This window comes from Flavobacterium aerium (assembly GCF_030766725.1).
GTDB lineage: Bacteria > Bacteroidota > Bacteroidia > Flavobacteriales > Flavobacteriaceae > Flavobacterium > Flavobacterium aerium.
Genome location: NZ_JARQWR010000008.1, coordinates 172,250 through 197,844, shown reverse-complemented (window position 1 = coordinate 197,844; position 25,595 = coordinate 172,250). Strand labels below are relative to the sequence as shown.

Annotated in this window: 20 protein-coding genes and 4 tRNA genes; 1 reads left to right on the top strand and 23 read right to left on the bottom strand. The window is 33.2% G+C overall.

What is annotated here, in order from left to right; all coding sequences use genetic code 11:
• Nucleotides 1-8: 8 nt before the first annotated feature.
• The 17 genes from rplA to P6733_RS12540 all read right to left on the bottom strand — a co-directional run bounded on the left by rplA (nt 9) and on the right by P6733_RS12540 (nt 10,508).
• Nucleotides 9-698, bottom strand: a complete 690-nt coding sequence (gene rplA, locus P6733_RS12620) for a 50S ribosomal protein L1 (RefSeq protein WP_306353259.1) — start codon at nt 696-698, stop codon at nt 9-11.
• A gap of 13 nt (nt 699-711) precedes the next feature.
• Entirely contained in the window at nt 712-1,149 is a 438-nt protein-coding gene (gene rplK, locus P6733_RS12615) for a 50S ribosomal protein L11 (RefSeq protein ID WP_306353258.1), read from the bottom strand.
• A gap of 64 nt (nt 1,150-1,213) precedes the next feature.
• A complete protein-coding gene (gene nusG, locus P6733_RS12610) occupies nt 1,214-1,765 on the bottom strand; it encodes a transcription termination/antitermination protein NusG (RefSeq protein WP_306353257.1) in 552 nt (183 codons plus the stop codon).
• A gap of 10 nt (nt 1,766-1,775) precedes the next feature.
• Nucleotides 1,776-1,973 carry a preprotein translocase subunit SecE gene (gene secE, locus P6733_RS12605; protein ID WP_306353256.1) on the bottom strand — a complete coding sequence of 66 codons (198 nt, stop codon included), beginning with the start codon at nt 1,971-1,973 and terminating at the stop codon, nt 1,776-1,778.
• A gap of 16 nt (nt 1,974-1,989) precedes the next feature.
• Nucleotides 1,990-2,060: transfer RNA gene (locus P6733_RS12600), tRNA-Trp, on the bottom strand.
• Between the two features lie 55 nt (nt 2,061-2,115).
• Nucleotides 2,116-3,303: an elongation factor Tu gene (tuf, locus tag P6733_RS12595; RefSeq protein ID WP_306353255.1), complete on the bottom strand. Its 1,188-nt coding sequence runs from the start codon at nt 3,301-3,303 to the stop codon at nt 2,116-2,118.
• A gap of 56 nt (nt 3,304-3,359) precedes the next feature.
• Nucleotides 3,360-3,431, bottom strand: a tRNA-Thr gene (locus tag P6733_RS12590).
• An 89-nt stretch (nt 3,432-3,520) separates the two neighbouring features.
• Nucleotides 3,521-3,601 (bottom strand) — tRNA-Tyr (locus P6733_RS12585).
• Nucleotides 3,602-3,634: 33 nt separating this feature from the next.
• A tRNA-Thr gene (locus P6733_RS12580) sits at nt 3,635-3,708 on the bottom strand.
• 92 nt (nt 3,709-3,800) lie between these two features.
• On the bottom strand, nt 3,801-4,103 hold the full coding sequence (hpf, locus tag P6733_RS12575) for a ribosome hibernation-promoting factor, HPF/YfiA family (protein WP_306353254.1): 303 nt from the start codon (nt 4,101-4,103) through the stop codon (nt 3,801-3,803).
• A gap of 31 nt (nt 4,104-4,134) precedes the next feature.
• Complete coding sequence (locus P6733_RS12570) at nt 4,135-5,031, bottom strand: tyrosine-type recombinase/integrase (protein ID WP_306353253.1); 897 nt, start codon at nt 5,029-5,031, stop codon at nt 4,135-4,137.
• A gap of 70 nt (nt 5,032-5,101) precedes the next feature.
• Entirely contained in the window at nt 5,102-5,296 is a 195-nt protein-coding gene (gene rpsU / locus P6733_RS12565) for a 30S ribosomal protein S21 (RefSeq protein WP_306353252.1), read from the bottom strand.
• A gap of 71 nt (nt 5,297-5,367) precedes the next feature.
• On the bottom strand, nt 5,368-6,738 hold the full coding sequence (locus P6733_RS12560) for an alpha-amylase (protein WP_306353251.1): 1,371 nt from the start codon (nt 6,736-6,738) through the stop codon (nt 5,368-5,370).
• Nucleotides 6,739-6,920: 182 nt separating this feature from the next.
• On the bottom strand, nt 6,921-8,063 hold the full coding sequence (locus tag P6733_RS12555; RefSeq protein WP_306353250.1) for an acyl-CoA dehydrogenase family protein: 1,143 nt from the start codon (nt 8,061-8,063) through the stop codon (nt 6,921-6,923).
• Nucleotides 8,064-8,079: 16 nt separating this feature from the next.
• Nucleotides 8,080-8,937 carry a ComEA family DNA-binding protein gene (locus P6733_RS12550; RefSeq protein WP_306353249.1) on the bottom strand — a complete coding sequence of 286 codons (858 nt, stop codon included), beginning with the start codon at nt 8,935-8,937 and terminating at the stop codon, nt 8,080-8,082.
• A 27-nt stretch (nt 8,938-8,964) separates the two neighbouring features.
• Nucleotides 8,965-9,192 (bottom strand): PspC domain-containing protein, encoded by a 228-nt coding sequence (locus P6733_RS12545; RefSeq protein ID WP_306353248.1) that lies wholly within the window; start codon nt 9,190-9,192, stop codon nt 8,965-8,967.
• 47 nt (nt 9,193-9,239) lie between these two features.
• On the bottom strand, nt 9,240-10,508 hold the full coding sequence (locus P6733_RS12540; protein ID WP_306353247.1) for a DUF2851 family protein: 1,269 nt from the start codon (nt 10,506-10,508) through the stop codon (nt 9,240-9,242).
• Between the two features lie 199 nt (nt 10,509-10,707).
• Between P6733_RS12540 and P6733_RS12535 the strand changes: the two genes are divergently transcribed.
• Nucleotides 10,708-12,384 (top strand): PNGase F N-terminal domain-containing protein, encoded by a 1,677-nt coding sequence (locus tag P6733_RS12535; protein ID WP_306353246.1) that lies wholly within the window; start codon nt 10,708-10,710, stop codon nt 12,382-12,384.
• 74 nt (nt 12,385-12,458) lie between these two features.
• Here the strand turns inward: P6733_RS12535 and P6733_RS12530 are convergent, their stop codons facing one another.
• From P6733_RS12530 to P6733_RS12505, 6 genes are all read right to left on the bottom strand, one after another.
• Nucleotides 12,459-13,820: a pyridoxal-phosphate dependent enzyme gene (locus P6733_RS12530; RefSeq protein ID WP_306353245.1), complete on the bottom strand. Its 1,362-nt coding sequence runs from the start codon at nt 13,818-13,820 to the stop codon at nt 12,459-12,461.
• A gap of 143 nt (nt 13,821-13,963) precedes the next feature.
• The gene (locus P6733_RS12525; protein WP_306353244.1) at nt 13,964-15,919 is read right to left on the bottom strand and encodes a putative porin; all 1,956 of its coding nucleotides are present in this window, start codon (nt 15,917-15,919) and stop codon (nt 13,964-13,966) included.
• A gap of 107 nt (nt 15,920-16,026) precedes the next feature.
• Nucleotides 16,027-17,436 carry a RagB/SusD family nutrient uptake outer membrane protein gene (locus P6733_RS12520; protein WP_306353243.1) on the bottom strand — a complete coding sequence of 470 codons (1,410 nt, stop codon included), beginning with the start codon at nt 17,434-17,436 and terminating at the stop codon, nt 16,027-16,029.
• Between the two features lie 14 nt (nt 17,437-17,450).
• Nucleotides 17,451-20,411 carry a SusC/RagA family TonB-linked outer membrane protein gene (locus P6733_RS12515; RefSeq protein ID WP_306353242.1) on the bottom strand — a complete coding sequence of 987 codons (2,961 nt, stop codon included), beginning with the start codon at nt 20,409-20,411 and terminating at the stop codon, nt 17,451-17,453.
• A 539-nt stretch (nt 20,412-20,950) separates the two neighbouring features.
• A complete protein-coding gene (locus P6733_RS12510; protein ID WP_306353241.1) occupies nt 20,951-22,354 on the bottom strand; it encodes a RagB/SusD family nutrient uptake outer membrane protein in 1,404 nt (467 codons plus the stop codon).
• A gap of 7 nt (nt 22,355-22,361) precedes the next feature.
• The gene (locus tag P6733_RS12505) at nt 22,362-25,430 is read right to left on the bottom strand and encodes a SusC/RagA family TonB-linked outer membrane protein (protein ID WP_306353240.1); all 3,069 of its coding nucleotides are present in this window, start codon (nt 25,428-25,430) and stop codon (nt 22,362-22,364) included.
• Between the last annotated feature and the right edge of the window lie 165 nt (nt 25,431-25,595).

Here is a 25,595-nt window from a genome sequence, read left to right as displayed (position 1 = left end):
ACTACCAATTATACTGCTTTAGGGTCTAATGCAATAGCAGGACTCATTGTACTTGACAAGTGAATACTCTTAATGTAAGTACCTTTAGCCGCAGTTGGTTTAAGTTTAATTAATGTTTGAATAATTTCTTGGGCATTGTCAGTAATTTGGTCAGCTCCGAAAGAAACTTTTCCAATTCCAGCATGCACGATACCAGTTTTATCAACTTTAAAGTCAATTTTACCAGCTTTTACTTCTTGAACTGCTTTAGCAACATCCATAGTTACTGTACCAGTTTTAGGGTTTGGCATTAAACCTCTAGGACCTAAAATTCTTCCTAATGGACCTAATTTACCCATAACACTTGGCATAGTAATGATCACATCAACATCAGTCCAACCGTCTTTAATTTTTTGTAAGTAATCGTCTAAACCTACGAAGTCAGCACCAGCAGCAGTAGCTTCCGCTTCTTTGTCTGGAGTAACTAAAGCAAGTACTTTTACGTCTTTACCTGTACCATGAGGTAATGTTACTACACCTCTTACCATTTGATTTGCTTTTCTTGGATCTACACCCAAACGAACCGCGATATCAACAGACTCATCAAATTTTGCAGAAGCAACTGCTTTAATCAATGCAGAAGCATCTTTTAAAGAGTACAGTTTATTCTTTTCAATTTTTGATGCAGCCTCTTTTTGTTTTTTTGTCAATTTTGCCATGTCTTTCTCTTAATTAAAAAGGAGCGTCTCCTGTTACAGTTATACCCATAGATCTAGCTGTTCCAGCAACCATACTCATAGCAGACTCAATAGTGAATGCATTTAAATCTGGCATTTTGTCTTCAGCAATTGCTCTAATTTGATCCCAAGTAACGTTAGCTACTTTCTTACGATTAGGTTCACCAGAACCAGACTTTACTTTTGCAGCTTCTAATAATTGAATAGCAGCAGGTGGCGTTTTAACAACAAAATCAAAAGATTTGTCTTTATACACAGTAATTTGTACTGGTAATACTTTGCCGGGTTTATCTTGGGTTCTAGCATTAAATTGCTTACAGAACTCCATAATATTAACTCCAGCAGCCCCCAAAGCAGGTCCAACCGGTGGCGACGGGTTCGCAGCACCTCCCTTAACTTGTAGTTTAACTACTTTACTAATTTCTTTAGCCATTTCTTAAAAAATTTAGCACATCGATCTTGGAAGCGATTGATGTGGTTTATTATGTAACAAAAAATTATACTTTTTCAACTTGCATAAAACTCAATTCTAAAGGTGTTTTTCTTCCGAAAATTTTCACCATTACTTCAAGTTTACGCTTTTCTTCATTGACTTTTTCCACAGTTCCATTGAAACCATTGAATGGTCCGTCAATTACTTTTATAGTTTCACCTATATTAAAAGGAATAGAATGGTTATCAGTTTTCACTGCTAACTCATCTACTTTACCTAACATTCTATTTACTTCTGATTGTCTTAAAGGAACAGGATCTCCTCCTTTTACTTCACCCAAAAACCCAATAACACTAGTTATTGATTTGATGATATGAGGAATTTCTCCTGTAAGATTTGCTTCAATCATTACATAACCAGGAAAATAAACTTTTTCTTTACTGATTTTTTTCCCATCTCTTACTTGCACTACTTTTTCAGTAGGAACTAATACTTGAGAAATATAATCAGACATTCCTAATCTGTTTATCTCGGTTTCGATATAAGCTTTTACTTTATTTTCTTGTCCGCTTACTGCTCTTACCACATACCATTTTTTCACACTATTGTCAGTCATCACAAAAAAATTAAGCGTTAATCCAACTAAAAAAACCTGCAATAACTTTCGCAAATGCAACGTCTACACCCCAAGTAGCAAGTGCAAACAAAATTGAAAAAACAGCAACAACAATGGTTAATCGTTGAACTTCTGCCCATTCTGGCCAAGTAACATTATTTTTTAACTCTCCGAAAGCTTCAGAAATATAATTAACAACTTTTGTCATTTTATATATGTTTTTGCACGGGCGGAGGGATTCGAACCCCCATCAACGGTTTTGGAGACCGCTATTCTACCCTTGAACTACGCCCGTTTATTAAAAACCAGTAGTAATAAAATTACTACTGGTTAGATATTATTGTAAATAATTACTCTACAATCTCAGTAACTTGACCAGCACCAACTGTTCTACCACCTTCACGGATAGCGAAACGTAAACCTACGTTTAAAGCGATTGGGCTTAATAATGTTACATCAATAGTTAAGTTATCCCCTGGCATAACCATCTCTACACCTGCTGGTAAAGAAATAGTACCAGTTACATCAGTTGTACGTACGTAGAACTGTGGACGGTAATTATTGTGGAATGGAGTGTGACGTCCACCTTCTTCTTTTTTCAAGATATAAACCTCAGCTTTGAATTTAGCGTGTGGTTTTACTGAACCTGGTTTACAGATAACCATACCTCTTTTGATGTCTTCTTTTTGAATACCTCTTAAAAGGATACCTACGTTATCTCCAGCCTCACCTCTATCTAATATTTTACGGAACATTTCAACTCCTGTAATAGTAGATGTTAGTTTTTCAGCACCCATACCAATGATTTCTACTGGATCTCCAGTATTAGCAACACCAGTTTCGATACGTCCAGTTGCAACAGTTCCACGTCCAGTAATAGAGAATACATCCTCAACTGGCATTAAGAAAGGTTTTGCAACGTCACGGATTGGCTCTTCAATCCAGCTATCAACAGCTTCCATCAATTCCAAAATTTTAGGAACCCATGCAGCATCATTATTTAATCCACCAAGAGCTGAACCTTGAATTACTGGACCATTATCTCCATCATACTCATAGAAACTTAATAAGTCTCTAATTTCCATTTCAACAAGCTCTAATAACTCAGCATCATCAACCATATCCACTTTATTCATGAATACAACGATTCTTGGAATACCAACTTGACGTCCTAAAAGGATGTGCTCACGTGTTTGTGGCATTGGTCCGTCTGTTGCAGCAACTACTAAAATAGCACCATCCATTTGAGCAGCACCTGTAACCATGTTTTTCACGTAATCCGCGTGACCTGGACAGTCAACGTGCGCATAGTGACGGTTAGCAGTTTCATACTCTACGTGAGATGTATTAATAGTAATACCTCTTTCTTTCTCCTCTGGAGCGTTATCGATTTGATCAAAGCTTTTTGCTTGACAGTAACCTGCATCTGATAATACTTTCGTAATAGCAGCAGTTAAAGTAGTTTTTCCGTGATCCACGTGTCCAATTGTACCTATATTTAAGTGCGGTTTGGAACGATTAAAATTCTCCTTTGCCATTTTACTTAATTTTTAATCTTAGTTATATATTAGTGTTCAAATTCTTACTATACTTGAGCCAATGACGGGAATTGAACCCGTGACCTCTTCCTTACCAAGGAAGCACTCTACCCCTGAGCTACACCGGCAAAAAAATCTTCCTCCTATCTGTCGGCGAACAGGACATACATCATTAATCACAAAATCATCTCAGATTTTGCTTTTTTAATGATAATTGTGGGGAGAGTAGGATTCGAACCTACGAAGGTTACCCAGCAGATTTACAGTCTGCCCTCGTTGGCCGCTTGAGTATCTCCCCTAAACCATTAAATTTCAATCTTATAAAGAACAGAGCCGATAGAGGGACTCGAACCCACGACCTGCTGATTACAAATCAGCTGCTCTAGCCAGCTGAGCTACATCGGCATTATCAATAAAAAAAGTCCGCTATTTCTAACGGACTGCAAATGTATATATTTTATTTTTTAATCAAAACATTTTTTGAAAAAAATTATGAATTATATATGTGCTCTTGTTTTTTCTTTTCTCTTAAGCAAAACTCTTTCTAATGAACTTGATGCCAAATCAGTGCCTTCTTCGAAGGTTTTACACTGTTTTTTAACTATAAACTCATCTCCAGGGACATGAATTTTAACTTCTATAATTTTATTTTCTTTGTCACTTGTATTCTCCACCTTCAAAAAAACATCAGCAGAAACCACTTTATCATAGAATTTCTCTAACTTATCCATTCGCTCTTGAATAAACTCTACAAGTTTTACGTCAACATTAAAGTTAACTGCATGAACATTTACCTTCATAATCAAATATTTTTATGGTTAAACTTTAGAGTTACTTTTTATTCCTGGGATGGAACGCACCATATACTTGTTTTAGTTCTGATAAACTACTGTGTGTATACACTTGTGTCGATGCCAAACTAGAATGTCCTAATAACTCTTTTACTGAATTTAAATCCGCCCCGTTATTCAATAAATGAGTCGCAAATGTATGTCTTAAAATATGCGGACTCTTCTTTACCTTCTCTGAGACATCACTAAAGTAGTCATTTATTAACCTATAAACAAACGAATCATACAATTTATTCCCTTTCTTGGTAAGAAAAAAATATTCTTCATCCACAACCTCATTCAACCCATTTCTTTCTGTTATATATACGTTAAATTGCTTTTTAATCACTGGCAAAATCGGTATAATTCTTTCTTTATTTCGTTTACCCACGACCTTAATCACACCTGTAGACAAATCAATGTTTTTCAATCTAAGCTCAATTAGCTCTGCTCGTCTTATCCCTGTAACATAAAACAGCTCTATAATTAATCGATCTCGCGTTCCTTCAAAACCGGAAGCAAAATTCTCTTCTTTCAACACTCCCATCAATTCTTTTTCTGAAAAAGGAATCTGCAGTGTTTTAGGGGTTTTCAAAACCTTATGTTTTGACAATGGATTAAACTCAATTTGCTTCGTTTTAAGCAAGAATTTATAGTAAGCCTTAAGAGATGCTATTTTTCGATTTACTGATCGATTAGAAACCCCATTATCCACTAACTGAACAATCCAACTTCTAATTTGACTATAATTAACTTGATCTAATCTTTTTTGATTAAAATCTATTGCAATAAATTCTTCAAAAAAAACGACATCTTGCAAATAAGCTTTAACGGTTAGTAAAGAATATTTCTTCTCCAACTGCAGATAATCCCGAAATGATTCCTTAAAATTTTCCATAAAAAAAACCGTTAGCGACAAAGTTATTAAACTTTACCTACTAACGGTTTTATATCGAAAAAATTATTATCTAATTTTCTAAATTGTCTTTCATGTTTTGAATGTAAGCAGCTTTTTGAACTTGTGCTCTTTTCACAACAGATGGTTTCGTGAATTGTTGACGAGCTCTTAGTTGTCTTACAACACCAGTCTTGTCAAATTTTCTCTTATAGCGTTTTAACGCTCTATCTATATTTTCTCCGTCTTTAATTGGTATAATCAACATAATATAACACCTCCTCTCGTTAAGGGTGCAAACTTATAAATAATTTTTCAATTTCAAACTAAAACATTGAATTATTTTTTTGACCAAACGGTATAACTCTTTGGTGGCACTTGAATTTTCACCCATTTATCAACCTGAGTCACTGGTTCCCAACTGGAATTTCCCGTATAATCTTTTATTATGGCATTACTCCAATTTGTAGCAACCCATCTTTCTTGCCAAGCGTCACTTGTGTTTATATACACTATTAAGCCATTACTATTGTAACCATTTCTCCTCGCAACATACTCATCATTATCTGCATAAAGGATATTAGTGGTTCCTGAGGCAAGATTATTATGTACCCAGATTAGGTTGTTTAATTTATTTTTATCCAACCATTCTTCATAGTCTCTATAAAACAACGTTGGATATCCTTCATGTGTAAGTATATAAACATAGGCTAGTAATTTATTAGAATAAATCTCATCTGTATCGTGGTTTGCTACAAAAGTTACTGCTCTAGAAGCATTTCTTTTCCACAACATATCATTATTTAAATTGTTTAAGTTATTCCCATTGAATGCATCCCTCATTGCATAATAGCATGCAAAATCGAAAGCACTCGCTTCTGCTTGACTTGTCCACCAGTCTAATGTATTTACATTTCCATCCCAATATTCTCCTACGGAAAATCCTCCTACGGCATTTTTCCAATTCTTGACAACGGAAGGATCAAAACCTTTCACATAGTCAAATCGCCAACCATCGAATCCCATGACATTTTTATAATATTTTGCAACAGAATTAGCATTATTCCATAACCAATCTTGTACATTTTTTTTATCATGACAGAGATCTGGATATCCTCCAAAAGAACCGCTATCATTGGCATGAATATCATTTGGATGAAAATCTGAAGCGGAACGGATGAACAATCCCGAGGCTGGTTGAAATTTTGTATAGGTTGCTCCTCCAGTATATGGATTTGATTCTGATGCTCCCCCACTATTATGATTAATTACAATATCGGCAATTACACTAATATCATTAGCATGGGCTGTTGAAATCAGACTTTGAATTTCCGTCAAAGAACCAAAGCGAGTCTCAACACTCCCCATCTGATCATAGCTTCCAAAATCATAATAATCGAAAGGATCATATCCCATAGAAAAAGTTCCGTTATGTGCTTTTGTTGCAGGTGGTAACCAAATTGCATCTATACCTGCATTCTTCCAAGCTGGTATTTTTGCGGTCACTGTATTCCACCAAGTACCACCTGCTGGTACATCCCAATAAAAGGCTTGCATCATCACTTTACCTCCAATTGCCCGCGCTATTAAATCTTGGTTTGCAATTTTAGCAGAATTACTACTTGAAACTGATGTTTCATCAACGATTTCTTCTCTATTACAGCTATATAGAAACAATAGAGACACAATGGTAAATAATAAATTTTTCATATCATTTTAGGTTAAATTCTATCTAATTTATAAAATACAACCGTATAAAATATACAATTACTAACCTCGAGACTTACGCAAACGTTGTAGTGTTAAAAACTATTTTAAAAAGATATTTTTTTTAATAAAAAAGCCTGTTAGTTTTTGACTAACAGGCTTTATACAATAAAATTGTAATTTAATTACTCTTTTAAAAGGTTTCTTGAAATAACCAATTTCTGAATTTCTGTTGTACCTTCTCCGATTGTACATAATTTAGAATCTCTATAGAATTTCTCTACAGGGTAATCTTTTGTATATCCGTATCCACCATGAATCTGTACAGCTTCATTTGCTACTTTCACACATACTTCAGAAGAATACATTTTTGCCATTGCTCCTAATGTAGTTACTGGCTTGTGATTGTCTTTTAAGAATGCTGCTTTATGTAATAACAATTCAGATGCTTCAATTTCTGTAGCCATATCAGCTAGTTTGAATGAAATTCCTTGGAAATTACTAATTGGCTGACCAAACTGGTGTCTTTCTTTTGAATATTTTAAAGCTGCTTCATATGCTCCTTTTGCAATCCCTAATGATAAAGCTCCGATAGAAATTCTTCCTCCATCTAAAATTTTCATTGCTTGGATGAATCCTTCTCCTACTTCACCTAATCTATTTGCGTCTGAAATTCTACAGTTATCAAAGATTAACTCTGCAGTTTCACTTGCACGCATTCCTAGTTTGTTTTCTTTTTTACCACTTGTAAAGCCTGGTGTTCCATGCTCAATAACAAATGCTGTCATTCCACGAGAGTCTCCTTTTTCACCTGTACGAACAATAACTACTGCTACATTTCCAGATTTCGCATGGGTAATGAAGTTTTTTGCTCCATTAATCACCCAATGGTCTCCGTCTTTCACAGCGGTTGTATTCATTCCTCCTGCATCAGATCCTGTATTATGTTCTGTTAATCCCCAAGCTCCAATCCATTCGGCCGTAGCTAATTTAGGAATCCATCTTTTCTTTTGCTCATCATTTCCAAAAGTAAGGATATGATTTGTACATAAAGAGTTGTGTGCAGCAACTGATAATCCGATAGAAGGATCAACTTTTGATATTTCTTCAACAATTGTAATGTATTCGTGATATCCTAAACCTGAACCACCTAATTCTTCAGGAACTAATACTCCCATGAATCCCATTTCTCCTAATTTTTTGAATAAATCAACTGGAAATGTCTGAGCTTCATCCCATTCCATAATGAATGGTCGTATGTTTTTTTCTGCAAAATCTCTGATCGATTGTGCGATCATTACCTGCGCATCACTATAATTAAAATCCATTTTTATATGTTTTTTTTTAGAATTCCAAATATAAGGTAATAATTTTTAGTTTATCAACAGGAAATTCATTAATCTCTACTAAATCCTCAATTTTTTTTATATCTCCTTTCATACTCCTATGGGTAACGATCTCTTTTGCCAGTGAATATCTAAAATATGGGAATTGTGATAATTCTTTGATTGAAGCATTATTAATGTTATATTTCTTTATTTCTGAACGATCTGAAACATTAAAATTTAGCTTCAATTTCTGGATAACTTCTTCTGATAACCCATAGACATCGTACATCTGATCCATAGAAACATAGGCCCCTAATAGTTTTCTTTTACTTAAGATTCTTTCAGAAAGGGCTGGTCCGATACCATATATTTTAATCAAATCTTCCTGCGTAGCCTTATTAATATCTACAACAATGGTCTTTTCTTTTTTATCAATATTGGAAGCGAAATTCTCTTTTTTCGTTTTATTTATCACCCATTCTGGAAATTTAAAATAGGGTGAAATCTTATTTAGTAGAGTGTCTGAAATTTTAGTGACGTATTGGAATTCTTGTGCTGAGTTGACAAATTTATTTGTTTTTCGAAACTCTAATAGCCTATCTATTTCGGCTATACTCATCCCTAATCGATATCCTTTATGGTCTGTAATAAAGTTGGGATTAAATGGAAAAATGGTTTCTTTTGTATTCGCTTTTTGATATTTTAAAGAGTCAATTTCTTTTTGAAATGAAAGCCATTCTTTTTTTGCTTCTATATTATTGTCGTCTTGGATGTTTATTTCAATGAAAAAATAAGCAAGTTGTAGTCCTACTATTACTGTAAAGAGCAATAGGATTCCTATTCGTTGTTGCGAAGTATACTTGAAGAATTGCATTTCCCATTATTTGTATTTATTCTTTTATTACAAATCAAAGACCGAGCTTCGTTTTGCATAAAACATATCTTTCAACTTTATCCAAAAAGCTAGAGTTAGGTATACTCCAAACCATAATCCAATTGTAACAAATGAAATATAAATAAAAAATAATCGTACGCTACTGGCACGCATTCCTAATCTATCGGCTAATCGAGACGAAACATGAAAGCCATGTTTTTCAAAGAAGTATCGTAGTTGCGTTATAAATGCCATGTTTAAATTTTAAATTATTAATCTGTTTGTAAATATACCTAAAAAATTTAGCCTGTCATTAATTTCATTCCAATGGCACAGTTAAGGCATCTTCTATGGTTACAGTATTCTTTTTTTAATTGAATTAGCGCTTGTGTCTCAAATGCATTTTTGGATTTTATCCCATATCTTGAAAATTTATCAATGATTACATTTACTTCTGGCGGTACTTCTTTTAAAAATTTTATTATTTCTTCTGCAGCATCTTTCCCTCTATATTTTGCATAGGCAAATTGAATTGGGATTATCGTATTTATAATAATTAAATGGATAAAGTTCTTGGATATTTTTTTCTTTTTCCAAGTACTGCTTCGATCAAATAGATAATGACTTTGCCAATAGGCTGATGTTGTTACTTCAAAAATAGAATAGAGTTCTTCAATATTGTGGCATTTAATTATTTTCGAAAACAAATTGTCCTGTGAATGGTACACTGATGCTAACTGAGACAATCGAATTGTCGGGAAATTATCGGGCCTGTGCTTAAAGAATTGAACGGAATCAATATGTATTTTCTTAAGCTGGTATTTCTCTTGCAAATATTCAAATCGTTTTTTTAAGTTATTATAGTATTGATCTTCCTTTGGAAATAATAACAGTCCTATTCTCCCGAAAAAAAGGGCTTCTAAATTCAAAATATCAAATCTTTCTTTTCGAATAACTGTAAATGGTATTGATTGTGCCATTTTTAAAAATTGTTCTCCATTTGTATTTAATCCAAAATTTTTGGACAATGCATAAAACAAAACGGCTTCCCAATCATTATCTGTTCTTCTTAATTCTTGTTCTATGTCTATGGCTTTTCGTTCTAAACGTTCAAAGAATAAGCGTTCCTGCCAATTATTTATAATGAAATTATTTATTTTTTTGAGTTCTTCTTCACAATAAATCCATTTTTTAGTAATACTCAATGTGGTATAGTTCTTAATCATCTCTTGGGAAACATATTCTTTCAATTGCAGTACTGGAACTTCTGAATTATTTTTTCTAAAGACTGCCATATCATCTTCCCATACCACATGTATTATCACATTTTCATAGGCTTCATCGTTTTCATGATTGTGAACATACCAATCTGATGATTTTAAGTGTATTTCTACATTCCCTGCCCATTTTTGGTTTCCTATAATAATTTGAGCGTTAAAAAAATCTGGTCCACTCAATTGCAAATACTGTCCAACATTAATTATTGTAATGTATTCTCCTTGCGTTGTCTGCAAATTTGTCAACGTAAATTTTTTATACCGCCATAAGTAATGTAAAAAGTCTTCTTTCATATGTGTTTATTGCATGCTTTTCTTTGGCTTAATTATTCATGTAAAAATCTCAAGTTTAAAATCTCAAGTTAATTGAAGTTCTACATAAAAGGGGCTGTAGAATTGTATTTTTATAGTGCAATAAGACATTTTTTATATTGTTATTCGTTTTATCCTTTTCTTCAAGATTCTTTTATATTTGTAGACCAATCCTATACAAATGAAAAAACTATTTATTCTACTACCTTTTTTTTGTTATAACTTAATTTGTGCGCAAAAAGGGCTTCCTACTTTTGAAATTACGTATCAAAAAAGCAGTAATGGTAAACTAATTGAAAATCAAGATCCTATTTTGGTTTTTACTAATGAAGTTGAAACTGTCGTCACATCAAAAAAAATCTATTCTCAACAAAGTTCTTTTCCTTATGAACAGATTTTTATTAATCGCAAAAAAAACACTGATTTTACTCAAGTTGCACAATTCAGTTCACAAAGGGCTATTGCAACCACAGATAGTTTATCTCTTTCAAAACAGACTTTTGAAATTATTTCTGAATTCAAAACAATAGTAGGTTACAAATGTCAAAAGGCTAAAACAATCATTAACTCAAATACTATTGAACTTTGGTTTACACTAGATTTAAAGGTTAAAGGTGCTCCTACTGTATTGGGTCAAAATTTGGGATTAGTCCTTGAAATGAATCGAAATGGGAATTCCGTTATTACAGCAACTTCAATTACTAAACTTAAATCTTTTCCAAAATCAATTGTTCATCCAAATCACTTGACTGACACAGTGGATTTATTATCTTATAGGGATTTACTTTGGAAAAGCCATTTCACTACTCTGTCTATTTTTAAAGAGGAGATTCTAAATTTCACTGATACTGCAAAGTCTAATGATAGTATACTTCGCTTTGCAAATGGGACAATTATTTTGAAAAAGGTGAAATTTCCTGAAATCAAATTGGGCAGTCAAATTTTTGTAGATCTTACAGAGCAATCCAATGGTGATGCTTATGATCGAACTGGTTCTGTATTTGTTATACCAATGGATCAGTCATCATCCTTTCTCGATGGTTTAAAAAATGGTGCTAATACGCTCCCTATTTACGAAAATGGGAATGGAAAAAAATATCAGGGAATTATTCGCACTGAAAACTATTCTCCATTAATAGAACTTATGCGTTTCTTCACTCCTTTTGGCATCAAAAAATACAATCATATTCAATTGAAAGATAAAACATGGCATGAAATTGTCCCTTATCGTCAAGATATATCGGAATTACAAACTACATTAAATAATCAAGAAATGTGGGTTGGTGTATTTATAGGAAATTATGATAAAGGAGGTCATAAGATAAATCTAAATATTACAATACATGAAGAGGAGGAAAGTAAACTTAAACAGTCTACTGTGATTCCATTATTCAACACAACGAATGTAATGGAAATGGCTGGTCAGGAATACGCCACTTTATTTAATAATGATAAGGGTTTAGAAGTATCTTTCAACTTGACTAAAGACTTAAAAAATGTAAAACTCCGTTATATTACAACGGGTCATGGCGGATGGGAAAATGGTGATGAATTTGTTCCTAAGAAAAACACGATTCTTCTTGATGAAAAAGAAATGTTTGCATTTATTCCATGGAGACAAGATTGTGGCTCATATCGCTTGTTTAATCCTGCTTCAGGGAATTTCCCAAATGGATTATCATCTTCAGATTACAGTCGCTCAAATTGGTGCCCTGGAACGCTTACTAATCCAATCAACATCGATTTAGGAGATTTAAAAGCTGGGAAACATACTATGCGTATTACAATACCACAAGGGCAACCAGAGGGTAATAGTTTTAGTTCTTGGAATGTTTCTGGTGTATTAATTGGAGAATAGCTCAACTTTAATTTTTAAAAATAGAAAAGCCCGATCTTTATAGGATCGGGCTTTTTATATAATGAAGTTCTTATTTACTTTATAGAACTAATAATATCATGTTTTGTAATGATATGGTGTTTTCCATTTCCTAAATCAACAAGTACTGCTTGATTATTTTTATTAATCAATTTTGATACTTCTTCGATTGGAGTATTCATCTTTACAATAGGATAAGCAGCCCCCATTACTTCTTTAATTGGTTTCTCTGCAATATTTTTATCTTCTACATAGCTACGGAATAAATCCGTCTCATCTACAGATCCAACAAATCCGTTTGTATCAATTACTGGTATTTGAGAAATTTTATATTTACGCATACGTTCAATAGCATGAGAAACTAGTTCTTCAGTACGTACAATAACCAATGGTTTGTCAATATGATCTTTAATTACGTCTTCTGCTTTTGTAATTTCTTCGTCTAAGAAACCTCTTTCACGCATCCAATCATCATTAAACATTTTTCCTACATAGCGGCTTCCGCTATCGTGGAATAATACCACTACGACATCTTCTGGTTTAAAATGTTCTTTTAATTGTAACAATCCTTTTAAAGCTGCTCCTGCTGAGTTCCCAACAAAGATTCCTTCTTCCAAAGCAATTTTACGCGTGTATACGGCTGCATCTTTATCTGTTACTTTTGTAAAACCATCAATAATTGAAAAGTCAACATTTTTAGGTAATATATCTTCTCCAATACCTTCTGTGATATAAGAATAGATTTCATTCTCATCAAAGATTCCCGTTTCATGGTATTTTTTGAATACTGACCCATAGGTATCAATTCCCCAGATTTTAATGTTTGGATTTTTTTCTTTCAGATATTTTCCAATTCCTGAAATTGTTCCTCCAGTTCCAACTCCTGAGATAAAGTGTGTAATTTTACCTTCTGTTTGCTCCCAAATCTCTGGCGCTGTTTGTTCATAATGTGCTATCGCATTTGATGGATTATCGTATTGATTCACATACCATGCATTTGGTGTTTCTTCTGCTAATCTTTTTGATACAGAATAGTATGAACGTGGATCGGATGGTTCTACATCTGTAGGACATACTACTACTCTTGCGCCTACTGCACGCAAAATATCCATTTTTTCTTTGGATTGTTTATCTGAAATAACACAAATTAACTTGTATCCTTTTACAATCGCTGCCAAAGCTAATCCCATTCCTGTATTCCCGGAAGTACCTTCAATAATAGTTCCTCCTGGCTTTAAACGTCCATCTGCTTCTGCATCTTCAATCATCTTTACAGCCATTCTATCTTTTACAGAATTTCCTGGATTGAATGTTTCAACTTTAGCTAATACTAAGGCTTCAACATCTTCTATTGTTTTATTTAATTTAACTAATGGTGTATTTCCAATAGTTTCTAATATGTTTTTTGCGTATTTCATTATTTGGTATACATTAATTATAGTATTGTTTTTATGAATAAAAACAATCTTCATTCATTTTTCGGGTACAAAGATAAATATTTGTTTTGAGTAGTACAGCTCTTTTCAAAACTACTCTTTTTTACTTTTTATATGATTGAATATTATGTGAAGAAATTCCACACTAAACCAAAGCGAATTGTAAAATCACGGTAGGGATAATTGGGTGCAGAATAAAAGTTATATCCTGTGAAACTAGAGTTTAGGTGTTCTGCTTTTAAGTAAACACGGGTTTGTCTAATCTTCGCATTAATAAAGAAATCGAATGTTGGATAGCTCCCAATTTCTTTTTGATTTTGAATATAGAACTCTCCTATTAATGGATTATAGTCATTTGCATGGTACTTCGTGAAATAATTGAATGTAACACCAGTTTGTAAAAACAAGGCTCTTTTAAACAAGTGATCTGAATAATATAAAGTATTTCTTGTTACCCATTGTGGTACATTTAACACATTACTTTCTTGATCAACTTTTTGAAAAAGCACTGTATTATCCAAAGCAAACTTACCTACTCTAAATTCTCTGCTTGCCTTTACTGACAGGTAGTTAATTGTTTTATCATATTGCTGTGGTGAAATTAACAATAACGTATCGCTAACTCCAGCATTCTTAAAATACAAATGATCTTTAAGGCTGCTTACTTGCAGTGCAACATTCAACCATTGTGTTTTGGCTTCTACATTTAGCGTATTGATCTTTTCATTTTTAAAATTATTAGACCAATTGTATGCGATGTAATTACTTTGATATAGGTTATATTGTAAGTCTGGTAACTTGCTAAGGTTTTGGTATTGGAATGATACACTATTTTTCTCATCTATTGTATACAATAGATTTGCATTCAAATTCATCATCGATGTTTTTGATAATGATTTAGAATAAGAGAAGGCACCTTTCCATTTATTCTTTTGATATCTATATTCAGCTCCTACATTATTAATCTTGTCGTTTAATGTGTTTGGAATATATCCTTCTCCAGTTTCTATATTACCAATTGTAACTCTGTTGTAGTAATAATTGTATCGGTAATCATCTACAAAAAACTGTAGTTCTCCAATAGTACTATTCTGATAAGTAACTCCAACTTTATTATACATCTTATTGTATCGAGTTTTATCAAATATATTACTACTCAAATAAGAATTCCCAAATCGTTTACTAACAGTAGGTTGTTTAAATTCAAATATTTTATTTTCATAATTAAACTGATGGGTAATCAGTAAATTATTATCTCCATGTTCTTTATTGATTCTCAAAGAATGGTCGAAAAAATAGCGGTTTCCTTTTAATAATGAAGTGGCATCTCTAAAATACACATCTAATCGTGGACGTTCTGTATATGGCTTTTCACCGCTCTCAAAATTGGCCGTATTGACAATTCCTCCATTCTCATTATTCAACATATCTTGTGCCGTAAAATGAGCATTTAGGATGTAACGCTTGCTATCAGAATGATAACTGGTAGTGAATCTAAAATTTCCTGTACTTGAAGTATTGTTAATGTATTTACCTATAGATCGTAGTCCTTTATAGGCAATAGAAAAATTCCAATTTTTGGATGTATTTAATGTAATAAATGCATCAAGCATTTGACCTTGTTCCAATACCGATTTATAAAATAGCTCTGTCATTGGGGTAGCTACTGAATAATATTTGATATCTCTCACTTCCATATAATTGAAGTGTTTAGCTTTAAATCCAAATTCAGGGAAAGCAGCGTATTTTGTTAATCCAAAATCTAAGGTATTATATGTCTGTCCAGGATTTGCAAAAGGTAATAATCCGAAATTATCTTTTCGTAGATAATTAAACTTATATTCTTTTTGGATTGTTAGAGAAGTATCTACTAAAGTCGTATCTCTTTCAAGTGTAATAATTTGGTATAACTCAATAGGGGCTTTTTCTGCCTTAGCTTTGGCTTTGGCTTTTTCAGCTTTCTCACGTAAGCTTAATTCTTTCTTTTCTTTTCCATCGTCTTTCGTTCCTTGTTTTTTGTCTTGAGCTAGTGCAATAAAGGGAACGACTAACAACAGTACTATAATTAGTTTCTTGATCATAAAGAGCATACCATTTTGGGCAAAGATAATTTTTTTTAAATAAAAAAACCCATCAAAAGAAACTCTTGATGGGTTTTAGTATATGAATTACTAATTCTTATCTCGAATTAATATCCAGGGTTTTGAACCATTTTCCCATCAGACAAATCCACCTCACGAGTTGGAATTGGGAAAATTGTTTTATTAGCTCCTGCAGCTGATTCAGCTTCATTTAGCATACCAGGTCTTCTTAGAGCCATACCATTTCTTAAAAGATCCATCCTTCTGAATCCTTCAAAACACAACTCTTTTCTACGCTCTGTTAAGATACTCGCTAAAGTTACTGTAGCAGCTGGCGTTAAATTAGCTCTCACTCTTAATTTATTGATATCATTCAAAGGTGAATCACCAATAGCAGAACCATTTTTAAAGTTAGCTTCAGCTCTAGTTAAATACATTTCAGTAGCTCTTACTAAAGGAACATCATCTGCTTTAGTTGTCCCATCAGGAAACTTTGTAGTAAAGAACATCATAGTGTTATTAAATGTTCTTCCTAATCTTTTTTGTACAAATCTTAAATCCGCCGGTTCAGTGTTAAAATCAGCAATCAAATTTGGTGAAAATGGAGCATCTCCACGACCGCCAAAATTTACACCATTTAATAAACCTGAGAAACCTTCATTCCCAGTTTGTCCATCAGCAGCAGTATTATCAATAATAAAAATCATCTCTGGACCTGTTGTATTGTAAAAAGTATAATCTGTCGCTAAGGCTACGCCAGCAGTATTTATTACTTTATTAGCATATTCAATTGCTTTAGGATAATCACCTTTATATAGATATAATCTAGCCAATAAGGCTTGAGCGGCAGCAACTGTTGCTCTTGTTCTATCTACATTTACAATATTCTCTTCAGCATACAGTAGATCTTCTTCTATAAAATCATATACTTCTTTTAAAGTACTTCTACCAACTGTTGCTGCAGGAAGAACATCAAATGGCTCTGTAATAATCGGCACACCTAAACTAGCACCATTTTGAATATTATACGGTTGTGCAAAATATGTCGACAAACTAAAATGTCCTAATGCTCTCATTACTTTTGCCTGACCTATAGCGTCTGCTTTTTCTTCATCTGTAAATGGATCATCAGGATCTACATCTGGTACGTCTTGAGTGTATTTAATTACAAAATTAGCCATTCCAATGGTTTTATAATGAAATCTCCATGCAGCAGCCATAGAAGAATTTCCTGCATTCACAGAATATTGGTAGACATCTTGAAAAGTCGGGAACGAACCTTCAAACTGAACATTATCTGATTGCCATTCCCCCATCAATTGAGGAGATCCTGCAAAAGCATTAATATCTTGCGCTGTACTATAAACCCCTGTTAATGCTCCTAAAGCCTGATTTTTATTTGAAAACACTACATCTAATGGAGACGCATCTTCTGGCTTTAAATTTAATTCATCTTGACATGCTGAGAACAATCCCATTGCCAAGAGCCCTGTTATTAAAATTTTATATTTTTTCATCGCTTATTTTTTTTTTAGAATGTTAATCTTGCACCAAACAAGAACGTTTTTGATTGAGGAGCAGAGAAGAAAGTTTCTCCTTGACCTAAATTAGAAGTTCTACTAGAAACCTCTGGATCAATACCTTTCAACTCATCGCTCTTTAATGTATAAAGGTTAACTGCTGTAAAATACAATCTAACACCTTGTACAAAACCAAATCTATTTACGATATCTTTTGGTAAAGTATACCCTAATGTTAAGTTTTTCAATCTAGCGTAAGAACCATCTTTCAATTGTGCTGTAGAAGCTTGATTGAAAGTAGATCTAGTTGGGCTTGTCATAGATGGAGCGTGAGCATTGTCTCCTGGTTGTTTCCAGTAGTTTAACATTTGTACACGCTTGTTGAATCCACCACCAACTACGTCCGTAAATTGTAAACCTTCAACATAGATGTCATTACCATAACTGAAGTTTATTAAAACATTTAAGTCAAAATTACCCCATTTCACCGTATTTGTGAAACCTCCAACGAAATCAGGATTTGCATCTCCTACAATAACTCTATCATTTGCAGTTGGCGTTAATGTTACGTTACCATTTTTATCTAACCATTCAGCATTACCTGTTTGAGGGTTAATTCCATTGTAACGGATTAAGAAGAATGAATTCACTGAATGTCCTTCGATTGCTCTTTGGTAGTTACCACCAGATACATAACGATTCCCATCTAAATCTTGACTCGCTCCAGGCAAATCTAAAACTTTATTCTTGTTAATTCCAAAATTAATAGAAGATGACCATTCAAAATTATCTGTTTTAACGTTTACAGTAGATAAAGTGATATCAAATCCTTTATTTTCCATAGATCCAGCATTTTTAGTGTATCCATTTAAACCACCATTTGTTGATTGAATCGGAACAAATAACAACATATCTTCCGTTTTCTTGTTGTAGTAATCAACTTCTAATTTCACACGATTATTGAACATACCTAATTCAAAACCTAAATCGTATGATTTACTTTTTTCCCACTGTAAATCAGGATTAGCTGGAGTTGCAAATACTTGTCCTCCATTATCTGCATATGCTCCAAGTATACCCCCAGTAAAATTACTATAATGACCATAATCACCGATTCTATCATTACCAGCAGTACCATAACTACCTTTAAGTTTTAAATTTGATAACCATGTAGAATTTACTAAAAACTCTTCTCTTGACACTACCCAAGCAGCACCAACTGACCAGAAATTACCAAATTTATTATTAGCTCCAAATCTAGATGAGCCATCACGTCTAAAAGATCCTTCAACAGAATATTTACCATCATATACATAACCAGCTCTTGTAAAATAACCTACTAAACTACTTGCTGAAGTTGCATTTGAGGTAGTTGTTTTTTGAGCAGCAGAAGTAACATTAATTAATGCATCAGAAAGAAAACCTGTTCCTTCAACTGTAATACTTCTTACATCTATTTTCTCATAAGAAATACCCGCAACTGCATTAAATTCATGTACATCATTAAATCGTCTATTAAAATTCAATGTATTTGTAAATACATATTTATTTTGTTGCGAAACATCATTATATCCATAACCTCCTTCAGTATTCAATTCCATTTGTCTTTGAAATTGCTCTAATTGAATTCTATCAACTCCAAAATCAGCTTTATACGTTAATCCGTCAAAAAGTTGTGCTTCCGCAAAAACATTTCCATACACTCTAAATGTATTCGCAAAATTAATATCTAAATCTTCAATCGCTACAACATTTGGCAATCCTAATCTTTGGTATCTTCCTTGTGCATCATATGGTGAACCTAAAGGACTTTGCAAATATGCTGTCGTCATTGGAGCTGCAGTATTATTTTCAGCACCAACACGGTCGATTTTAGTTTCAGAAGCTGCCATATTAGCACCTACTTTTAACCAATCAGTTGCCTGATGAGTTAAATTCAATCTTACACCATTTTTTCTCAAGTTATTTCCTCTAATAAAGCCTTGTTGATCTTTAAAGTTTGCTCCTAAATAGAAAGTTGTTTTTTCCTCACCACCAGAAACACTAAAATCAACATCTTTTGAAATTCCTGTACGTGTTACTCCTTTAATCCAATCATATGAAGTTGTAGATGTACTTGGCGCACTTCCTCTATCAATTAAATATTGTTTGAACTGAGCCGCACTCAATATATCCATTGTATCTGTTTTCTCAGAAATAGAGGTAGAAACGTTTAATGAAACACTAGTTTTTTGACCTCTTTTACCGGACTTAGTTGTAATCAAGATTACTCCATTTGCTCCTCTTGATCCATACACCGCTGTTGCAGCTGCATCTTTAAGAACCGAAAAGGACTGAATATCTGCAGGGTTAATATCCGCTAGTGGGTTTAAACCTTGATTTCCACCTTGATTATCTGTCATATCTCTATCATTCAAAGGCACTCCATCCACTACAATTAGTGGAGACCCACCTGCACTAATAGAAGCTACCCCTCTAATTTTAATTACAGGTGCAGAACCAAGAATACCAGAAGAACCTACCACTTGTACACCGGCAGCCTGACCTTGCAATAATTCTTGTGGAGAAATTGCTGGTATATCTTTTATTTGATCAAGACCTACAATAGCTACACTTTGAACCATTGTCTTCTTATCTTGTTTACCATAAGCAACTACAACTACATTTTCTAATTCCTCAGCAGATGCTACCATTGCAATATTTACAGCATTACTTGCCCCAACAGTTACTGATTGAGTTTTCATACTTAGATATGAGAATTCAAGTACTTCACCAGCTTTCGCTTTAATAGCATACTTACCATCCATATCAGTTTGAACACCACGATTTGTACCTTTTACTTGTACATTAACTTGTGGTAAAGGCAATCCCCCTTCGGTGATTACACCAGAAACAGTTTTCTCCTGTGCGAACGAAAACTGCATTGAAAACGCTAGTAATAGCGTAAAAATCCATTTAAACTTCGATCTCATATTATTTTTATTTGAGTTAGTTATTACGCAAACTTCTTAATTATTTCTTAAATAAACAAGTGTTCGTAAAAATAATATGCATTAAACACATCAAAAAAAATACTACATAAAACAACATATAGTGCAATAAAGAAAGCCAAACAATACAAATATCCTAAAACGTTTAGGTAATAATTACATAAAATTCAATACTAAAAAACCACCATAAAGCATCTTCAAATTTAATATTATACAAATTTTATGTTAATTAAAAACACTCGCAATGCCCAGTATTTACAATACTTTCAACAAAAAACACAACTCTTAAACCACACAAACACTCTGTAGTAAATCCTGTACAAAGTCCTAATGATATATACAGAATCCAATTGCCTATTTTCAATAAAGTAGCCTGTATAAATAAATGATTTACTACCATTAAATTTATGCATGAAATCTTGAAAATTTAACATGCATACTATTTATGTATATATCGCATAAACATAAAAAAAGCCGTCTCAACGAATTGAGACGGCTTTTATATCTAAAAACTTAACTTATTAATTATACCCAGCGTTCTGAACTAAATTACTATTTGCTGTAATTTCGGTTAACGGAATAGGGAAAGCATATTTTGTAGATCCGTATGCTGGACCACCATGCGTTTGTTGTGGATCAACATTTGGAATACTTTGACCTGTTCTTGCTAAATCATCAAAACGGAATCCTTCGAAAGCAAATTCTTTTCTACGTTCTAATAAAATATTAGCTTTTGTTGCTGAAGCATATGCAGCAGCACCTCTACGTGCAGGAATAGCATTTAAGTTCGTTAATGCGATTGGATCAGCATTATCTAATTCAAAACGAGCTTCTGCATTGATTAAATAAATTTCTTCAACACGGAAAATTTTCACATTACTTTCTAATGTTGGATATTTACCATAGTTTCTCCATCTGTTTGAAACCTTACGAATCATTTGACTTGGCTCACCTGGAAAAAGATCACCATTAGATCTAACATCAGTAGCACTATAAAGATCAACTAGGTTTTGTAAAACTTGAACATCACCATAGTTTGTAGCTTGGTAAATTTGAGTAAGACTATTGTTTCCTAAGTTATCGTTTCCTCTGAAAGCTAATTCGAAAATTGAATTTCCAGATTGTTTAGAATCAAATGAATCTTTATACTTATCACTTGCAGTAATTGTATATTGGTTTGTATCTAAAATCTCTTGAGATGCTGTTTTAGCCAATTGCCAATCTCCAAAATACAAAGCCATTCTAGCTTGAATTGCTCTTACTGCATTTATACCGACAGTTTCTTTTGAGTTACCGCTTGCAGTTCCTGCTTGTATTTTTTGAATTGCTAAATTCAAATCTGCAAAGGCAAAATTCTTAACTTCATTCACTGTATTTCTAGTAGGATACAAATTATTCATGTCTTTGTATTTTGAAATATAAGGAACACCTAAAGCATTTAGTCCACCACCATTTACGTGTTGTTGTCCATATAACTTTAGCAAATCAAAATGAACTAAAGCTCTTAAAGCTAAAGCTTGTCCTTTTACATAGTTAATTTCACCTTCATCACCAGTTACATCTGCTGCAATAATAATATTACAGTTTGCTATAACTTTATACATGATATCCCATGTATTCGTTTGGTTAGTATAAGTAGAAAGCACATCCATAGCTCCTTCTTGTACAAATCGGTTTGAGTTACCATTTGCAAATGTATTATCTGCACGTACTTCACCGTAAATGATAAAATCTCTTCCGTAGTACGAAACGTTTGTCATACGGTTATAAGCTCCATTTAACAATCCTGTTAAATCTGAAACTGTTTTCACGTTTTCAATATCTTTTTTATCTGCCAAAGTCGGATCTAAATCATCATTATTACATGATGTCATAGTTCCAAGCAACAAAGACATTGCAAAAATTGAATATAATATCTTTTTCATCTTTTTCTTAGAATTTTAAGTTTAAACCAAACACTACTGATTTCACAGGAGGTGTAGTTAAATTTGTATATCCATCCGCTCTAACTTCTGGATCGTATTTCAATCTATCGTCTTTTACATACGTGAACAAGTTTGTTCCTCTCAATGACATACTAAGTCCTTCAAAACCGATTCTCTTAATGAAATCTCCATCAAAGTTATATCCAAATACTAAATCTCTAATTCTTAAGAAATCTCCATCGTATAAGAAACGAGTTGATGTTGAAGAAGCATTACTTCCTGTAGCTGTAAATTCGACTTTAGGTACATCTGTAATGTCTCCTGGTTGTTGCCATCTGTTCATTAATGGTTCAGCACCATTGTATGTTACTAATGGAGTACGTCCAGTACTGTTTGTGTTAGAAGACCAATCTTCGTAAATTTTGTTTCCACCAGCAAAATAAATACTAGCATCAACGAAGAAACCTTTAAATTCAAAATGAGTAGAGAAACCTCCAGTATATGTAGGTAATGCACTACCGCCTTGAAGTGCTTGTTGCGCTTCGTTGTAATTAGATGTTGTAGCTCCATCTTTTCCATTTACAAACCATAATGGTTTTCCATTTGCAGGATCTACACCAGCCCATTTTCTCATAAACCAAGCTCCGATTGGCTCACCTACTCTTGTAGTTTTGTAAGCTGAAGTTTGATTAATATCATTTCCTTGTGTATCTTTTGCTAAACGAGTTACTTCATTTTGTACTGTTGCAAAGTTACCAGATACAGACCATTTGAATGCTCCTTCTCTAAAGATCTCAACGTCTAATTGCGCCTCAATACCTTTATTCACAACATCACCTGCATTCACTAATTGAGTAGCATGTCCTGTTGTATAAGACATTCTAACTGCTTGCAATAAGTCAAATGTGTTTTTGTTATAATAAGCAAAACTTCCTGATACTCTATTATTCAAGATTCCAAATTCAAATCCTGCATCAAATGTTTTGTTACTTTCCCAAGTTAATTTGCTATTTCCAAATTGTGATGGGTAAATTCCTGGATTATCAGCATAGTTTACATCGTATGATAATAATGCTTGGTATAGGTTTTCTCCAATTGAAGAGTTACCTGATGTACCATAAGAAGCTCTTGCTCTCAATGTATTGAAAATAGTATTCTCCATGAATGATTCATTGTGAATATTCCAAGCTGCTCCAACTGACCAGAAGTTACCAAAACGTTGTCCGTCTGCAAATCTTGAAGATCCTTCTCTTCTAAATGATGCATCTAATACATATTTTCCCGCATAGTTATAATTGAACATCCCTAAGTAAGCTACATTATACCAGTCTGTGAAAGCTGAAGACACTCCTTGATTTTCAGAAGTTGTTCCTACTAAAAATAATCCATCTGAAGCTATATTTTGTCCTGATGCTTCTAATAAATTGTATGTATTTTTTTGGTGTTCAAATAAACCTGTAACATCAAAGTTATGGTCTCCTAAATTGAATTTATAATTCAAAGAGTTTTGTGTTACTAAGTTAAAGTTTCTTCCGATTGATTCGTAAACTGATCCATTTACAGCTAATCCATCACCTTCGTAACGGTTATTGTATCTGTGGTAAGTTGACAAGTTGTAATCTAAACCTACTACAGATTTAAATTTCAATTTATCTGTAATATCATATTGAAGTGAAGTATTTGATAAAGCACGTGTTAAATCGTTTTTCACAATATTATTCTTCAATGTATACAATGTATTTGGAATTGAAGTATTTAAATCAATATTCAAAGATCCATCAGCATTGTATGGGTGTTCCCATGGACTCATGAAATATTTAGTTAAGTAAGGGTTACTGAATGTTCCAGATCCTTCTAAAATACCTCTTTGTCTTGAATTCGATACACTTACAGATGTTGAAATACGCAATTTATCATTTAAGTTTCTTGTGTATTTAAACGCTCCATTGATACGTTGAAAATCCGCACCAACAACAGTAGCATCTGTTTTATTTAAACCTAACGATGCATTGAACGTTGATTTATCATCTCCACCACTTGCAGAGATATCATACGTTTGAATTGTAGCATCTTTATTTTCTAATTCTCTTGTCCAGTTACCATCAACTCCATTCCAGTTTTTCAAACGGTTACCATCCAAACTTTGTGAGTTATCGTTATAGTAACCTATTGCCTGATCTTTTGTGAAGTTATTTGCAGCTCCATACGTATTGTATATTGCCTCAAGGAACAACTCTTTTCTTTGATTACCAGTTAATGGTCTTAATCCTTTTACTGCATTGTTTTGAAAACCTAATGAAGTAGATACATTAAATACTGTTTTACCTGCTTTACCACTTTTTGTAGTAATTACGATAACCCCGTTTGATCCACGTGCACCATATGCAGATGTTGCAGATGCATCTTTCAATACGGTAATACTTTCAATATCTTTACTATTTAAAGATACTAATGCTGATAAAGAGGATGAAGAAGAAACTCCATTTGCATCTTTACCTCCACCAAAATCAGAGTTCACTACAGGTACTCCATCAATTACATATAATGGTTCGTTACTTGCTGTGATAGATCCTGCACCACGAATTCTGATATTCTGAACAGATCCAGGTGTTCCTGAAGATTGTGAAATCTGTAAACCTGCAACTTTACCTTGCAAAGCTTGATCTACAGATACCATTGGTACATCCTTAATCTTATCTGCTTTTATCATTACTGATGATCCAGTAACTTGTGAAGATTTTTTAGTTGAATATCCTAAGACTACAAGTTCATCTAATACTTGTGCATCACCAGTCATTACTACATTTACAGTATTTGATGCTCCTACTGTTACAGCAGCATCTTTCATACTTAAAAATGTAAACATAATTACATCTCCTGGTTTTGCTTTGATAGCGTATTTACCATCAAAATCTGTTTGTGTTCCACTTGTCGCACCCTTAATAACTACATTCACTCCTGGTAATGGCAATCCCCCTTCGGTTACTACTCCAGAAATAGTTTTTTCTTGCGCGAACGAAAACTGCATTGAAAACGCCAATAATAGCGTAAAAATCCATTTAAATTTCGATCTCATATTAATTTTATTTGAGTTAGTTAACGCAAACGTCTTAATAAAATCTTAAAGAAAAAAATCCAGTAAAATAAGGGGTTTTGAGATTATTTTAACAAAAAAAAGATAAAATTATACAAAGTGTTTTTTTGAACAAAAATAACAAGCAATACCTTGCTAAATTTGTAT

Bases quoted from the DNA above. Each gene is read 5' to 3' on its own strand.
- rplA (WP_306353259.1), bottom strand. From the start codon at position 698: ATGGCAAAATTGACAAAAAAACAAAAAGAGGCTGCATCAAAAATTGAA.
- rplK (WP_306353258.1), bottom strand. From the start codon at position 1,149: ATGGCTAAAGAAATTAGTAAAGTAGTTAAACTACAAGTTAAGGGAGGT.
- nusG (WP_306353257.1), bottom strand. From the start codon at position 1,765: ATGACTGACAATAGTGTGAAAAAATGGTATGTGGTAAGAGCAGTAAGC.
- secE (WP_306353256.1), bottom strand. From the start codon at position 1,973: ATGACAAAAGTTGTTAATTATATTTCTGAAGCTTTCGGAGAGTTAAAA.
- tuf (WP_306353255.1), bottom strand. From the start codon at position 3,303: ATGGCAAAGGAGAATTTTAATCGTTCCAAACCGCACTTAAATATAGGT.
- hpf (WP_306353254.1), bottom strand. From the start codon at position 4,103: ATGAAGGTAAATGTTCATGCAGTTAACTTTAATGTTGACGTAAAACTT.
- P6733_RS12570 (WP_306353253.1), bottom strand. From the start codon at position 5,031: ATGGAAAATTTTAAGGAATCATTTCGGGATTATCTGCAGTTGGAGAAG.
- rpsU (WP_306353252.1), bottom strand. From the start codon at position 5,296: ATGTTGATTATACCAATTAAAGACGGAGAAAATATAGATAGAGCGTTA.
- P6733_RS12560 (WP_306353251.1), bottom strand. From the start codon at position 6,738: ATGAAAAATTTATTATTTACCATTGTGTCTCTATTGTTTCTATATAGC.
- P6733_RS12555 (WP_306353250.1), bottom strand. From the start codon at position 8,063: ATGGATTTTAATTATAGTGATGCGCAGGTAATGATCGCACAATCGATC.
- P6733_RS12550 (WP_306353249.1), bottom strand. From the start codon at position 8,937: ATGCAATTCTTCAAGTATACTTCGCAACAACGAATAGGAATCCTATTG.
- P6733_RS12545 (WP_306353248.1), bottom strand. From the start codon at position 9,192: ATGGCATTTATAACGCAACTACGATACTTCTTTGAAAAACATGGCTTT.
- P6733_RS12540 (WP_306353247.1), bottom strand. From the start codon at position 10,508: ATGAAAGAAGACTTTTTACATTACTTATGGCGGTATAAAAAATTTACG.
- P6733_RS12535 (WP_306353246.1), top strand. From the start codon at position 10,708: ATGAAAAAACTATTTATTCTACTACCTTTTTTTTGTTATAACTTAATT.
- P6733_RS12530 (WP_306353245.1), bottom strand. From the start codon at position 13,820: ATGAAATACGCAAAAAACATATTAGAAACTATTGGAAATACACCATTA.
- P6733_RS12525 (WP_306353244.1), bottom strand. From the start codon at position 15,919: ATGATCAAGAAACTAATTATAGTACTGTTGTTAGTCGTTCCCTTTATT.
- P6733_RS12520 (WP_306353243.1), bottom strand. From the start codon at position 17,436: ATGAAAAAATATAAAATTTTAATAACAGGGCTCTTGGCAATGGGATTG.
- P6733_RS12515 (WP_306353242.1), bottom strand. From the start codon at position 20,411: ATGAGATCGAAGTTTAAATGGATTTTTACGCTATTACTAGCGTTTTCA.
- P6733_RS12510 (WP_306353241.1), bottom strand. From the start codon at position 22,354: ATGAAAAAGATATTATATTCAATTTTTGCAATGTCTTTGTTGCTTGGA.
- P6733_RS12505 (WP_306353240.1), bottom strand. From the start codon at position 25,430: ATGAGATCGAAATTTAAATGGATTTTTACGCTATTATTGGCGTTTTCA.